Below are 14,144 nucleotides of genomic sequence, written 5' to 3'. Positions count from 1 at the left end.
CAATAAGATGGATATTAACTCAAAAATAGCCGTTGTAACTGGAGCCAGTAAAGGCTTGGGTGCTGCCATTTCAAAGGTGTTAATCGAAAATGGAGCAACCGTTTATGGATTGGCACGAGGTAAGGATGCGTTAAACACTTTACGAAATCGGTTAGGAGAGGCTTTTATTCCTGTAGCTATGGATATAAGCCATCAAGAGATGGTGTATTCGTGGGTTTCAAAAACGTTTTCTAATAACAATACTCCTGATATTCTTATCAATAATGCTGGAACGGGCTATTTTAGGGCGATTGATGCTTTCTCTTTAGAACAGTGGCATAGTATGATTAATACGAATATAAATGGTCTTTTTTATGTCACGTCGCACATTGTACCTTTTATGAAACGCAATACGAATACCTGTCATATTATAAATATAGGTTCAATTTTAGGGAAAACCACTAGGTCTGAAGGCTCAGCCTATTGCCTTACAAAATATGGCGTACAAGGTTTTTCTGAAGCGTTGTTTCGAGAGTTACGGCCTTACAAGATTAAAGTAAGTTGTATAAACCCTGGTTCTATAGCCACAGATTTTTTTAAAGATTCGGCCATAGAGCAGCACGCCCATATGATTGAACCAAAAGATTTAGCAAATGTGATCCTTCATGTTTTAGAAACGCCTGATAATTTACTTATTGATGAGGTTAGCTTACGCCCCCTTATCCCTAAAGTTGTTAATTGATGTTTTTATGAGAATGAATAAAATTGGAAAGCGAAGCCATAACGATGATAATGAAGAAAATAAGGATAAAACGTATTTATGAGGAGGTGTTAGAAGAAGATGGTTGTCGTATTCTGGTGGATCGTATCTGGCCTCGAGGCGTTTCAAAAGAAGATGCTAAACTCGACGATTGGAACAAGGATGTTGCGCCTTCGGAGAAACTAAGAAAATGGTTCAATCATGACCCTGATAAATTTGATGCATTTGCTGAAAAATATCGAAAAGAACTCCATGATAAAGGAGATGTTTTAGAAAGTATCCGTAAGCAAGCGGGGCATAACGCTGTTACATTGCTTTATGCTGCGAAAGACACCAAACACAATCAAGCAATTGTGCTTCGAGAAGTGTTGAAGAGTTTACAAGAATAACATGAATAATTAAGAAAATGGATCTTATTGAAAATTTGGTAAGTTTTTTTAAAAAACCAAAAGAAGAAACAGAAAAGCAATCACCAGAAGGGACTTGTCCTGTGTGTTGGGGCTATCAGGAATATGACGCTAAAATACGCCAGATCTATAAAGACAAACAAATAGACGTTAATAATCATAGAGACAGTTATACCATGATGCAAAAGTTTGTGATAGAGCATATAGACGGCATCCACTTAAAAAAAGGAAAAACAGAGGCATGTCCCACTTGTGGAAGTAACCTAAAATCTGAAAGTGATAAACATTTAAATAAATTTTAAAACAAGTAAAAACCTAAAAGATGAAAAACATGAAAGTAGCTATTAATGGAATGGGACGTATCGGGAGAGCGGCCTTAAAACTAATTATAGAAACAGAAGGCCTAGACGTGGTTGCAGTAAACGACATTCTGTCTATTGAGAACCTGGTTTATCTTATTAAATACGATACCGTCTATGGGGTTTACAATAAGGAGGTCTCTTTTAATGGGCAAACTTTAATAGTGGATGGAAAGCATATTCATTATAGCACTATTAAAAATCCAGCAGAACTGCCTTGGAAAACAAATAATATCGACCTTGTTATTGAAAGTACAGGCTTGTTTACTTTGCGTGAAGATGCAGAAAAACATATTACAGCAGGAGCGAAGACAGTTGTTATTTCTGCGCCAACAAAAAGTACAGATACGCCAACAGTGGTCCATGGCGTTAATTCAGCCGATGGGGGAGTTTCGATGTTTTCATGTGCCAGCTGTACAACCAATAATATAAGTCCTGTAGTAGAGATTTTAGAGCGTCGTATTGGAATTAAAAAAGCAATAATGACTACTATTCACGCGTACACTGCTTCACAAGGTATTGTTGATGGACCTTCCCCGAAAAATTTCCGGATGGGTAGAGCAGGTGCGTCTAATCTTGTTCCAACAAGTACAGGAGCTGCTATAGCGACAACAAAGGTGCTTCCTAGTTTAGTCGATAAGTTTGATGGGGTAGCTATACGAACCCCTGTATCTGTAGGTTCTATATCCGATCTTACTTTTGTTACCAATAAATTAGTAACCGTTGAAGAGGTGAACGCTATTTTTGTTGAAGAGGCAAAAACCCAACGTTATGCTAAAGTTCTTTCTGTAACAAATGAGCCCATAGTATCTTCGGACATAATTAAAAGTCCGTTTGCATCCACCGTGGATCTTAACATGACGCGTGTAGTAGATGGAGACTTGCTTAAAGTTATGACGTGGTACGATAATGAATGGGGATTTACCAATCAAATGATTCGACAAATTCTCGAAATAAAGGGGGTGTAGTACATGTTATTTCAGAACAGCCTGATTCGTTTTGGTTTACACAAAGGCAGGCTACTGAGGTCGCTATAAATAAAATGAAAAGGAAAAAAGACGGTTTGCATTTGTCATAAAAGCCATTAGTTGGAAGTGACATTAGCCTCTAAATAAAAAGAAATCATCTTTCATGTCTTCTATTTGGGCATCTTCATTGGTCATGATGTAATCGATGGCTTTTGTGGTAAAAGTATCGCCCTTTTCGGTAAGAGAAACAATGTTTCTCTCAATGGAAATCATATTGTTCTTTAATGCTAGGTCCAATACAGATTGCGAGCGTACTTTTTGCCAATTGATATGCTCGTTGAGGTGATTTACATGACGCTCCGCTTCTTCCGTGTGATTTTTTAAATGAAGAAGAAAAGTAAGTAATGAGACTTCTGTTCGTTGTTGTTTTTCTCTGTATAGTACTGCAATGATGCCTTTACTTGGTGCAAATAAATAAATGCACAAAAACAATAACCCTAACATCGTGGTGATAGAGCCAGCGATAGAAGCATCTAGCCAATGGGCCATCCAGTAGCCAGAAATAGCACTAAAAACACCAAAAGCAATAGCGTATAGGAGCATGCGCTTTAAATCGTTGGTTAGTAAATAAGCGGCAGCCGCAGGCGCAATCATTAAAGCGACCACTAATATGGCTCCAACGGCATCAAACGCCCCTACAGTAGTTACCGATGCCACCGTCATAAGCCCATAATGTATAATTACGGGAGAAAAGCCTAAGGATGCTGCTAATCCAGCATCAAAAGTGCTGACTTTTAATTCTTTGAAAAACGTAATAAGTAAGCCCATAGTGATTGCTAAAATACTACCAATAACCCATAAGGATTTTGGGCCAACGTCAACCCCAGAAATAAACAACCTGTCAAAAGGGGCAAAGGCCAATTCGCCTAGCAGAACAGCATCCACATCTAAATGGACATCATTGGCATTTTTAGCGATTAGGATTACGCCGATGCTAAATAATATGGGAAATACTAAGCCTATGGCGGTATCTTCTTTAACCAAACCTGTTTTTTGAATGTATTCTACTAAAACGACAGTAATAATACCTGTTAATGCTGCTAATAAAATAAGTAAAGGCGAATTCAGGTCTTGGGTAATAAAAAAACCTACAACAATACCCGGTAAAATGGAATGGCTAATGGCATCACTGATCATGGCCATTTTTCGTAGTACTAAAAAAGTACCAGGAATAGCGCAGGCAATGGCCACAATACTGGCAATAAGCTGTATTTCTATTTGAGCATTACTCATCGGTTTCGTTTTGCTGATTGTATAAGTTAGAAGCTTTTTTAAACCCTTCTTCCGTTAGGCTCCACATGTTGCCTTGTAAAATAACGTAGTTTTTGTTTACCAGTTTCTGTAAAGTTCCCTTAGTAAACCCTTGAAAATTATTTAGAATTTTAACGGTATGGGGGTGTGAAATATCATCATGCGTTTCGGCAATATGAAACATAAAGGCCAAAGTTTTATGCAACTCTAAATCCCGACGGTTTTTAATAAATCGAATTTGTCTAAAAAGCAACCCTCTACTCGGTGAAAATATAAAAGAAAACAAAACAAAAACTCCAGCAACAATTACAATAACAGGCCCTGTGGATAGATTGTTTTGACTGGCGCTTATGGCTGTACCGAAAATACCTGAGAAAGCTCCAAAAACAGCAGCTAAAAACACCATCACGCTCAAGCTGTTGGTCCATTGTCTTGCCGCTGCAGCAGGGGCTAATAACATAGCACTCATGAGTACCACACCAACAGTTTGTAAGCCTAAAACAATAGCTAAAACAATGAAGGTGGTTATGAGAATATCAATAAACTTGGTATTAAAGCCCAAGGTTTTGGTATAATCGACATCGAATAATAAAATTTTAAATTCTTTCCAAAAAAGAAACAAGACGAATAAACAAAACCCTGTAACAATGGCCATGGTCCAAACGTCACGTTCTACTAATGTAGCTGCTTGCCCAAATAAATACTTGTCTAATCCGGCTTGATTGGCATTGGGTTGTTTTTGGATAAATGTAAGCAATAGCATACCAAACCCAAAAAATAAGGATAAAATTAATCCTAGTGCGGTATCGGACTTTAAGTGGGTTTTTGAAATGATATTCCGAATCCAAAAGGTACCAATAAGACCACTAATTAAGGCGCCCAAAAGCAGCACGTTACTGTCTTTTGTGCCCGTTATTAAAAAGGCAATAGCAATACCCGGTAATGCAGCATGTGAGATGGCATCGCCTAAAAGGCTTTGCTTTCTAAGAACAGCAAAGCTCCCCAACATACCGGTTACGGCTCCAAGTATGGCAGTTCCAAGAGTGATGGTTCTAAGTGTATAGTCTGTAAAGACCAGTTTTATGTACTCTGTTATATCGATGACCTGTATTTTTAGCCGTTAGTAATCCTTTAATGTGTTTTGCCTGTTAATATAATATTCGATTTTGTGACATAAGAATTCTTTTTCCAGAACCTGAGCAGAAAATCCATATCCTCTAAATAACTTTTGTTGGGTTCCTTTTTGAAAAACTTTAGCTTATCTTTAAAGGTGTTTATAAAAAATTGTACCAATTCTGTAGAATAGCTTGGAGATATTAATAAACGCATAATATCCGCTTCACTTTCTTTTGTAAAAAACGGATTGTTTTTATCAGGAAACGCATTTATAATATCAAAGTAAATTTCTATACCGTTTTTTGGATTGAAAAAAACAATGGCTTTTTCTTCATTATGTTTAAATTTTTGAAAAACATCTTCTTTTCCAAAAAAACCATCATCTTTTGCGCGTTGTAAGGCTTCCTTTTTTTTCTTGGCTGAAAGATTAAGGGATTGGTTGTAGTAGGTTATAAAATTTTTTGAAAACTCCTCAACCTTATTGGATTTCATGTAGGCTATTAGCGCATTATCATTAAATTCTAAAAACGCGTTTTTTTGTTTATTTAAAACAGATTCCATTTGTTTGGGATCATTTAAAAAATTGACCTTAGCTCTTGCATCTGCAGAATTTTTTTGATCAAGAATGAGATTTGCATCAAAATCTTGTATTGAGGAATTACCAGAAAACCACCATTCATTTTTATATCTAACCAAGCCGATGAAAATAACTTCATCGGTTTTTAAATCTTCAAAATCGTCAAAAGATTTTTTTGTCATTTCAAACGACATACCAGAGGCAATATGTTCTAAAAAAACAGATGTGGTATTTTGTTTTTTGTATAGAAATAGGCCGGAAATTTTTTCTGAAATACTGGAGATATCGCCATAATTCTTGTGAGATGTCCCCATAATTGCTTTACTCCAATCGCTCGCTTTCATTGCCATTAGGGCGCTCGACTTGTTAAACGTGAGCTCTTCTGTTACTTCACGAATATAACTCAGGATAACATTTGGGGCTTCATCTTTGGTGTCTTCAATGATTTTTAAAGTTTCAATATCTAATTGGTATTTTATATCTGTATTGAATAAGTACGATTCAAAGAAAACCGTTTGCATAAACGCTCTAATTTCGTAAAATTCTTCTGGATTGCCATTAAATTGAAATATTTCTTTTAGTGTTTTGTTTTCGGGAGCATATTCGTAAGCCTCATCCAATACTTGCATGGTGAGCGTAGCAATATCTAGGATAAAATCATTAAAAGGACTTATAAATTTACGGCTTTGGATGGTGTTAAGGAAATACCAACTTAAAAAAGCCACATCTTCAAAGTTCACTTCATCATTAATATAGTCCTCTTCGATATCATAAAAAGGAAGTGGCTTATTGTAGAGGCTCTGGTGCATGCTTTTAAAAGCGAACCAAATGTTTGTTTCGGATATTATATCTTCAAAATAACATGCTAAAAAACAACAAAACATAGCCCTTTCGTCTTTGCTCATATACTCAGAAAGCGTTAAGGTTAAAGTGTCGTTAAAGTTATCACTAATTTTATTGGCTATTTTAAGATAATATAAATCGGTTTTGCCACTATAATTTTGGGGTTTTAAGGATAACCAATGTTTTATGTAAATTTTATTTTTCATTTTAAAATGTATATTCTATATTTTACTTTTTACTAGAAGAACAGATGTGATGTGCTGCTAGAGAAATTGAAAATATAGTTATTCTTGGACACTTACTTTATAATTAATACCATAGGTTTTCGTTAAATTATCGTCGTTAAAAATATCTTTAACAGGACCTGTAGCAATTTTTTTAACGTTTAAAAAAGTAACCCAATCGAAATACTCTGGAACAGTTTGTAAATCATGGTGTACTACGATGACTGTTTTTCCAGCTTTTCGTAACTCTTTTAAAATATTGATAATGGCTATTTCGGTAGAGGCATCTACCCCTTGAAACGGTTCGTCCATAAAATAGATAGAGGCGTTTTGTACGAGCGCCCGGGCTAAAAATATACGTTGTTGCTGTCCGCCAGAAAGCTGACTGATTTGTCGGTTTTTAAAAGCCAACATGCCTACTTTTTCAAGAGCCTCTAAAGCCTCTTTTTTTTCTTTTAGTCCAGGGCGTTTTATCCATCCCAGACTGCCGTAAGTGCCCATTAGCACTACGTCTAAGGCTGTTGTTGGAAAATCCCAATCTACGCTTCCTTTTTGTGGTACGTAAGCGACTAAGTGGCGTTGGTTTTTATAGCTTTTTCCAAAAATCTCTACGCTACCCGCTATGGGTTTTAAAATGCCTAAAATAGATTTTATTAAGGTTGATTTTCCTGCGCCATTAGGCCCTACAATGGCCATAAGCACGCCTTCAGGAATTTCTAGGTCAATATCCCATAGTACGGGTTTGTAATTGTAGGCCACTGTTAAATCGTCTACTTTTACCGCTATTGCTCCTCCGGAAGTATGATGTTCTTTTTGTTTTAGGGTCTTATTCACTTGAATAACTTTTACTTGATATAGAGTTTATATTCAAAAATTTGATTTAGAGACGTTACAGGTTTTGGCTGATATTTTAGCCCTGATAGAAGCGGCATCCTTTTTTGTTTTTCTTCAAAAAAGATATAGCGGATAGCAGGAATAAGCTTCAAATTATGGGTGTAACCATATGTTTTAATTTTTGTACCGATGGGTGTTGTAATTAAATATTTATTTAAGCGCATTTACAATCGTATTGACATTATGTTCAAACATGCCTATGTAGGTGCCTTCTGGGGTTCCTGTATTTCCAAGAGCATCCGAATATAAAGAACCACCAATGGCAACTTGATGGTTTTTAGAGTTAACGGCTGCTTTTAAAGCTTCGATAGTACGTTTGGGCACTGAACTTTCAACAAAAATCGCTTTCACGTTTTTTTCTATAATAAAAGCAGCTAAGCGTTGTACATCTTGAACACCAGCTTCGGTGGCTGTTGAAATGCCTTGTAGCCCCACAACTTCGAATCCAAATGATTTTCCAAAATAGTTAAAAGCATCGTGTGCTGTTACTAAAATACGTTTTTCTTTTGGAAGTGTTTCTATAATGTTTTTTAAGTTTTCTTCTAAAGCATCTAGTTGTTTTAAATATATTTCACCATTGGCTTTAAAGGTGTCCTGATGTTCTGGAACAGCTTCTGAAAGGATCGTAACTACATGCTTTGTGGCAAGTTTCCAATTATCGACACTAAACCAAATATGAGGGTCGTAATTGGATGCAAAATATGTTGAACCGATTAAGGTTTTTTTGTTTAAAGCATCGGCAAGTGCGACTGTTTTTATATTTTGATGCTGCATTTTCTCGAAAACTTCTACTAGTTTTCCTTCTAGATGTAAACCGTTGTAAAAAATAATATCGGCCGTTACAAACTTATTAACGTCCCCCTCACTGGCCTTGTATAAATGAGGGTCTACGCCGCTACCCATAAGCCCTTGTAGGTTAATTTGGTCGCCTCCTATGTGGCTAACTAAATCTGTAATCATGGAGGTGGTCGTTACCACGTTTAGCTTGCCATTGGCTTTTTTGTCCGTTTTACAGTTTAAAAAAACCAATGGTATTGCTAATAATAAAAACGTTTTTTTCATATTTCAAAATTAATGTAAAGTATAGCGCAATCCAAAAAACAATCGTCTCCCTTGGTTAGGGCCATATACATACGACGGATCAAAAGTTAAAGCGTAAGGATTATTTGGTGTTGCTACCACATCGCCTTGAGCATCAAAGGTCACGTCTTTATCAAAAGGGTCGTTGGCACGTGCAATAATAAATGGGTTTCCTTTATTAGGGGTCCAATGCAATAGGTTTTTTATGCCTCCATAAATTTCAAAGTTTCTAAGGCCATTATAAGTAAATTGTATGTTTTGTATGCTCCAAGTAGGCGAATAGTTGCTTCGTGGGTCTAAGGGACCTAAAGTAGGTAATCGCATGGGGCCATAGATGTTTCCGGTATAATCTATAGTGATATGGCTTGGGTAATTTTTATAAGATAGAGACCAAACCCCTGTAAAACGCTCGGTTAAAATCTGTCTTGATTTTGTGCCCCCTTCATTTTGGGATACATCTTGAAATGTAGCCCCCATAGAAGCTTTAAAATTACTGTTAAATACGCCGTCTACATTCACGCTTAGCCCTTTTGTGATTGAGTTTCCATTTAAATTGCTGTAAATTATTTGATTGGGATTGCTGTCATAATCTGGTATTATAGCATTTGTAAAGTATGTGTACCACACGGAAGCGTCAAAGGTAAATAAATGGCCATGGTTTGTGTATAGCTTTTTTAAATAATTTAAAGTTACATTGTAAGATTGTTCAGGCTCCAGTTCTTCTTCAATAATAACATCACGTGCGCCTGTAAGCACAGCATGCTCTTCTGTAAATAAATTTACAACTCTAAATCCTGTTCCTGCGTTAAGCCGGATGATATCATCATCGGTAGGCTTGTATCTGTAGGCAATTCGTGGTGTAAAAATAGAACCATGGCGCTTATCGTAATCGTATCGCGCACCTAGTAGAACACGCTGTTTTTTAGAAAGGGTAATTTCATCTTGAACAAAAACAGAAGGAATGGTAATTTCATCTGGATGCAGAGTTGCAGGAGTATTGTCGTCGTAATAATTATAACGTGTGGCAATACCGAGAAGCAAATCGTTATTTTTTAAAGATTTATCCCAAAGGAATTGTCCGAAAGCAATACGTTGTTTTGCCATATAAGGCGTGTCGCCATAAAATGAGTTTTGATCATGATCTGAATAGGAAAACTGAAAATTTATGTTTTCATGAACAGGCAATTGGTAGTTTCCGATCACCTCATATCGAGAGGTGTAAATGCTTTCTCCGTATACCTCGTCTCCACCTCTATGGCTTTTGTTCCAATGCATTTCACCACCCCAACGGTCTTCATAAAAGTAACGGCCTGCAAGAGAAAATAAACGATTGTTTGCGCGTTTAAAGTTCCATTTTTGGAATATAGAAACGCGATCCTGTAGGGTAACATCTGTAAAGTTATCTTTATTGTTGTCTATCGGGTTCGAGTAGTTAAAATAATTCGTGCCCATTAAAACCGTTGCTTTCTTACCAACTTGGGCTTTAAAACCCAAGTCTACATTCACTTCGCCCCAACCACTGGTAAATGCATCTGCAAAAAATAAAGGAGCATTTTCTGGTAATTTAGTTATAATATTAATGAGACCACCAACCGCTTCGCTACCATATAATGAAGATGCTGGTCCTTTAACGATTTCCACCTGTTCGATTAAAGACGTTGGGATTCCCGATAAACCATATACTGTAGATAATCCGCTTACAATGGGCATGCCATCAATTAGAACTAGAGTGTATGGCCCTTCTAAACCATTTATATGGATGTCGCCGGTATTGCATAGATTGCAATTAAGTTGCGGGCGCACCCCATTTACATTCTGTAAAGCTTCAAAAATATTTGGCGTTGGGTTTCTTTTGAAAAACGCAGGAGAATAAACTTCTACTGGAACAGGACTTTCGAGTCGGGAAACCGCTTTTAGTGTACCGGTAATGATAATTTCGTCTAGTGATTCTGATTCCTCTAGATCAAAATGTACAGGAGATGTCGCATCTGTTACATTTATTTTTTTTTCAATTTTTTTATAGCCTGTAAAAGACGCTACAATGGTGTAGGTGCCATGATCTATATTGGTGATTTTGAAGGTTCCGTTTTCATCTGTAACACTCCCTTTAGTTGTGTTTTTTAAATATACATTTACATACGGAAGGCTTGTATTGCTGGAGGTTACTCTACCCGTAATCTGTTGTGCGCTCGATATTAGGGTTATAAAGTAGAGAAGGTTGGATAAGTATTTCATAAATATAATTTTTTGTTATTCTTTTTTTAATTTTATGCAAATGTAAATATTAATTTAGATTAATCTAAATTAAGACAATGATTATTAATTATTTTATATTTGCATTTATAAAAAACAAGGATGATCACACTTACCGAAGAAAATTATATAAAGGCCATTTACCATTTGGGAAATCAAGGTGCGGATAACGTAAATACAAATGCTTTGGCAGAGGCCATGCAAACGAAAGCATCTTCTGCCACAGATATGATTAAAAAACTTTCGGATAAAAATTATGCGCACTATAAAAAATACCAAGGCGTATCGTTAACAGAGCAAGGCAAGCGTATTGCGGTAAATATTATTAGAAAACACCGCTTGTGGGAAGTGTTTTTAGTTGAAAAATTAAATTTTACTTGGGATGAGGTGCATGAGGTTGCAGAACAACTAGAACATATTAAATCTTTAAAATTGGTGAATGAACTGGATGCTTTTCTTGGCTTTCCAACGCATGATCCCCATGGAGACCCTATTCCAGATAGCGATGGGCATTATTCGCATTCAAAAAGTGTTAATATTTTAGAAATGAAGATTGGGCATGAAGGGGTTTTGGCGCTTGTAAAAGATTCTTCGGATGCGTTTTTAAAATATTTGAACAAAAATAACTTGGCTTTGGGTGATGCGATTAAAGTTTTAGATGTTGAGCCTTTCGATGGCTCAGTGACCATTGAAACCCAAAATGGACAAATTATTATATCTAAAACGGTAGCTAACAATCTCTATTTAAACCAAGGTTAATAGATGGTATGGTTTATAGGATATGTTTTGGTACAGAAGGGTTTTAGTTTAATTTGTTTTTGTTTATAATTAACACTAGGGTCCAAAAGGTTTTGGAAAATGCTTAATGGCAATTATCACAGTCATGATGGTCTCCAAATGCTTTTTTAGACTTTGATTTTTTCCAGAAGAATTTTTTAATTAAAAAAGCAAGAGCCAAACCTATAGATATTAGAACCAGTATGTTTTGGATAATGGTGTTCATGTTTAAAATAGTCGTTGATTATATTGGTTCCTTAAAAATAAAATTATTTAAGCAATTGAAATGCAATTAAAGCTACGATGTAAGCAAAAGCACTCATAATGACCAATTGTAATGTTGGCCACTTCCAACTGTTCGTTTCTCTTTTAACTACAGCCAAAGTACTCATGCACTGCATGGCAAAGGCGTAGAACAGCAATAGTGAGATGCCTGAGGCGAAAGTAAATAAAGGGCCGCCCAATACGGGGTTAACCTCGGCTGCCATTCGTTTTTTTATGGTCGCTTCATCGTCACTTCCTACGCTGTAAATAGTGGCTAGCGTTCCTACAAACACTTCACGGGCAGCAAAAGAACTTACAATGGCAATACCTATTTTCCAATCGTATCCTAAGGGCCGGATGGCTGGTTCGATACTTCTGCCTGTAATGCCGATAAAAGAATGTTCTAATTTATAAGATTCTATTTTGTCATGAAGTTCGTCTTCACTTAGGTTTTTAGAAGCATATTCGGTTCTAATAATATTTTCGGCATCATTAAAATTGTCTCCAGGGCCATAGGACGCTAAAAACCAAAGAATAATAGAAATGGCTAAAATAATTTTACCGGCACCAAATACAAAAGCTTTTGTTTTTTCGATAACAGTAAGCACTACATTTTTAAAAAGGGGTAGTTTATAATTGGGCATTTCGACCACAAAAAATGTCTTGCTCTTTATTTTTAAAATTTTATTTAAAAAATATGCCGAAATAACCGCAGCGCCAAACCCAATAAGGTATAAAAGCATTAGTGTTAAAGCTTGATAGCCAAGACCAAAAAACCGTTCGTCTGGAATGACCAATGAAATGATAATCAAATACACAGGTAATCTTGCCGAACAGGTTGTAAAGGGTGTAACTAATATGGTAATGAGGCGTTCCTTCCAACTCTCTATATTACGAGTCGCCATAATGGCTGGAATGGCACAAGCCGTACCAGAAATTAATGGAACCACACTTTTGCCGCTTAAACCAAAACGACGCATAACGCGATCCATTAAAAAGACAACGCGACTCATGTAGCCACTTTCTTCAAGAACGGAGATGAAAAGGAAAAGAAAGGCAATTTGAGGAATAAAAATAACAATACCGCCCAGACCAGGAATAATACCTTCTGCTAAAAGACTTGTAAAAGCTCCTTCTGGTAATTGGTGTTTTGTCCATTCACTTAAGGATGCGAAAGAGCTATCGATAAAATCCATAGGAACGCTGGACCAGTCGTAGATAGCTTGAAATATGGTGAGTAAAATAACAAAGAAAATCACATAGCCCCATATTTTGTGCGTTAAAACCCTGTCTAATTTAGAACGTAAATCCTTTGCTTGAGACACATCGATAGTCTGCCCTTTTTTAAGAGCATTATTAATGTATTGATAACGTTTTATAGTTTCTCGTTGCTGTAAGCGCTTTAAGTCTGCCTTGCTTTTCGTCTTAAAGTCTGCAACGGCTTCCATTTCCTTTCTATTGGTTTTTCCAAAATTTACATCTTGTGTAATAACTAACCAAAGCTTGTATAGTAATTGATTGGGAAATGCTTTTTTCAAATTTTGAAAATAATTCTCATCTATATCAAAAACACTTAAACATGGGGTTTTTGGAATGTCTTTAAAATTTGAAATAAGCTGTTTTAAATGATCGATACCTTGATTTTTTCTGGTGCTAATTAAAGCTATTTTGGTATTGAACTGTTTCTCTAGATAGGCAATGTCTAAAGTGATGCCTTTATATTGCATCCGGTCTGCCATATTAATGGCCAATATGGCCGGGATTTCAAGGTCTTTTATTTGTGTGAACAGGAGTAGGTTACGTTTTAAATTTTCAACGTCACTTACTAATACCGCGATATCAGGAAAGTCTTTGTCGTTTTTGTTTAATAACAATTCTATCACCACATTTTCGTCTAATGATGAGGCGTTTAAACTATAAGTTCCTGGTAAATCAATAATATGTGCTTTAACACCACGTGGCAATTTGCAGACGCCTTCTTTTTTTTCAACCGTAATTCCGGGATAATTACCCACTTTTTGGTTCAATCCTGTTAAGGCATTAAAAACAGATGTTTTTCCCGTGTTTGGATTTCCTATTAAAGCTACATTAATTTGTTTGCTCATATTTTATCTATTAAAACATGAAGGGCGGTTTCTCGTCTAATGGCTAAATGAGTGCCGTTAATATTTAAATACATAGGATCTTTAAATGGCGCTAACTGAACAAGTTCCACATAATTGCCTGGTAAACAGCCCATTTCTAGTAGTTTTAGTGGGATGTAGATAGATGAAACATCGGTGATAATGCCTCTTTCGCCACGTTTAAGATGTGCTAATGTATGTTGCAAGCT

General features: G+C 36.2%; 14 protein-coding genes. 5 read left to right on the top strand and 9 right to left on the bottom strand.

The features are described from left to right. Nucleotides 1-7: 7 nt before the first annotated feature. Genes ACFFU9_RS00245 through ACFFU9_RS00230 form a run of 4 tightly spaced genes read left to right on the top strand, consistent with a single transcriptional unit; the run spans nucleotide 8 to nucleotide 2,473 of the window. The gene (locus ACFFU9_RS00245) at nucleotides 8-721 is read left to right on the top strand and encodes an SDR family oxidoreductase (protein WP_379859346.1); all 714 of its coding nucleotides are present in this window, start codon (nucleotides 8-10) and stop codon (nucleotides 719-721) included. A gap of 50 nt (nucleotides 722-771) precedes the next feature. Further along, nucleotides 772-1,128 carry a DUF488 domain-containing protein gene (locus ACFFU9_RS00240; RefSeq protein WP_379859345.1) on the top strand — a complete coding sequence of 119 codons (357 nt, stop codon included), beginning with the start codon at nucleotides 772-774 and terminating at the stop codon, nucleotides 1,126-1,128. 17 nt (nucleotides 1,129-1,145) lie between these two features. After that, entirely contained in the window at nucleotides 1,146-1,448 is a 303-nt protein-coding gene (locus ACFFU9_RS00235) for a hypothetical protein (protein ID WP_379859344.1), read from the top strand. 29 nt (nucleotides 1,449-1,477) lie between these two features. Next, complete coding sequence (locus ACFFU9_RS00230) at nucleotides 1,478-2,473, top strand: type I glyceraldehyde-3-phosphate dehydrogenase (RefSeq protein ID WP_379859343.1); 996 nt, start codon at nucleotides 1,478-1,480, stop codon at nucleotides 2,471-2,473. Between the two features lie 132 nt (nucleotides 2,474-2,605). On the opposite strand, the gene ACFFU9_RS00225 is transcribed toward ACFFU9_RS00230, so the two are convergent. The 6 genes from ACFFU9_RS00225 to ACFFU9_RS00200 all read right to left on the bottom strand — a co-directional run bounded on the left by ACFFU9_RS00225 (nucleotide 2,606) and on the right by ACFFU9_RS00200 (nucleotide 10,753). Further along, on the bottom strand, nucleotides 2,606-3,766 hold the full coding sequence (locus tag ACFFU9_RS00225; protein ID WP_379859342.1) for a metal ABC transporter permease: 1,161 nt from the start codon (nucleotides 3,764-3,766) through the stop codon (nucleotides 2,606-2,608). Next, a complete protein-coding gene (locus tag ACFFU9_RS00220) occupies nucleotides 3,759-4,886 on the bottom strand; it encodes a metal ABC transporter permease (protein WP_379859451.1) in 1,128 nt (375 codons plus the stop codon). Before ACFFU9_RS00220 ends, ACFFU9_RS00225 begins: the two co-directional genes overlap by 8 nt. A gap of 29 nt (nucleotides 4,887-4,915) precedes the next feature. Beyond that, nucleotides 4,916-6,526, bottom strand: a complete 1,611-nt coding sequence (locus ACFFU9_RS00215; protein WP_379859341.1) for a DUF3843 family protein — start codon at nucleotides 6,524-6,526, stop codon at nucleotides 4,916-4,918. A 78-nt stretch (nucleotides 6,527-6,604) separates the two neighbouring features. Further along, complete coding sequence (locus ACFFU9_RS00210; protein WP_379859340.1) at nucleotides 6,605-7,378, bottom strand: metal ABC transporter ATP-binding protein; 774 nt, start codon at nucleotides 7,376-7,378, stop codon at nucleotides 6,605-6,607. A 210-nt stretch (nucleotides 7,379-7,588) separates the two neighbouring features. Then, nucleotides 7,589-8,500 (bottom strand): metal ABC transporter solute-binding protein, Zn/Mn family, encoded by a 912-nt coding sequence (locus ACFFU9_RS00205; RefSeq protein ID WP_379859339.1) that lies wholly within the window; start codon nucleotides 8,498-8,500, stop codon nucleotides 7,589-7,591. A 9-nt stretch (nucleotides 8,501-8,509) separates the two neighbouring features. Beyond that, a complete protein-coding gene (locus ACFFU9_RS00200; protein WP_379859338.1) occupies nucleotides 8,510-10,753 on the bottom strand; it encodes a TonB-dependent receptor in 2,244 nt (747 codons plus the stop codon). Between the two features lie 120 nt (nucleotides 10,754-10,873). Here ACFFU9_RS00200 and ACFFU9_RS00195 point away from each other — a divergent pair, with 120 nt between their 5' ends. Further along, nucleotides 10,874-11,530 carry a metal-dependent transcriptional regulator gene (locus ACFFU9_RS00195; protein WP_379859337.1) on the top strand — a complete coding sequence of 219 codons (657 nt, stop codon included), beginning with the start codon at nucleotides 10,874-10,876 and terminating at the stop codon, nucleotides 11,528-11,530. A 103-nt stretch (nucleotides 11,531-11,633) separates the two neighbouring features. On the opposite strand, the gene ACFFU9_RS00190 is transcribed toward ACFFU9_RS00195, so the two are convergent. Genes ACFFU9_RS00190 through ACFFU9_RS00180 form a run of 3 tightly spaced genes read right to left on the bottom strand, consistent with a single transcriptional unit; the run spans nucleotide 11,634 to nucleotide 14,141 of the window. Next, on the bottom strand, nucleotides 11,634-11,774 hold the full coding sequence (locus tag ACFFU9_RS00190) for a FeoB-associated Cys-rich membrane protein (RefSeq protein WP_379859336.1): 141 nt from the start codon (nucleotides 11,772-11,774) through the stop codon (nucleotides 11,634-11,636). A gap of 43 nt (nucleotides 11,775-11,817) precedes the next feature. Then, a complete protein-coding gene (gene feoB, locus ACFFU9_RS00185) occupies nucleotides 11,818-13,917 on the bottom strand; it encodes a ferrous iron transport protein B (RefSeq protein ID WP_379859335.1) in 2,100 nt (699 codons plus the stop codon). Further along, entirely contained in the window at nucleotides 13,914-14,141 is a 228-nt protein-coding gene (locus ACFFU9_RS00180; protein ID WP_379859334.1) for a FeoA family protein, read from the bottom strand. Before ACFFU9_RS00180 ends, feoB begins: the two co-directional genes overlap by 4 nt. Nucleotides 14,142-14,144: the final 3 nt, after the last annotated feature.

It is taken from the genome of Mariniflexile ostreae (assembly GCF_042427585.1).
Lineage (GTDB): Bacteria > Bacteroidota > Bacteroidia > Flavobacteriales > Flavobacteriaceae > Pseudalgibacter > Pseudalgibacter ostreae.
The sequence above is the reverse complement of the archived record's forward strand: the minus strand, read 5'-3'. Positions and strand labels throughout refer to the sequence as shown.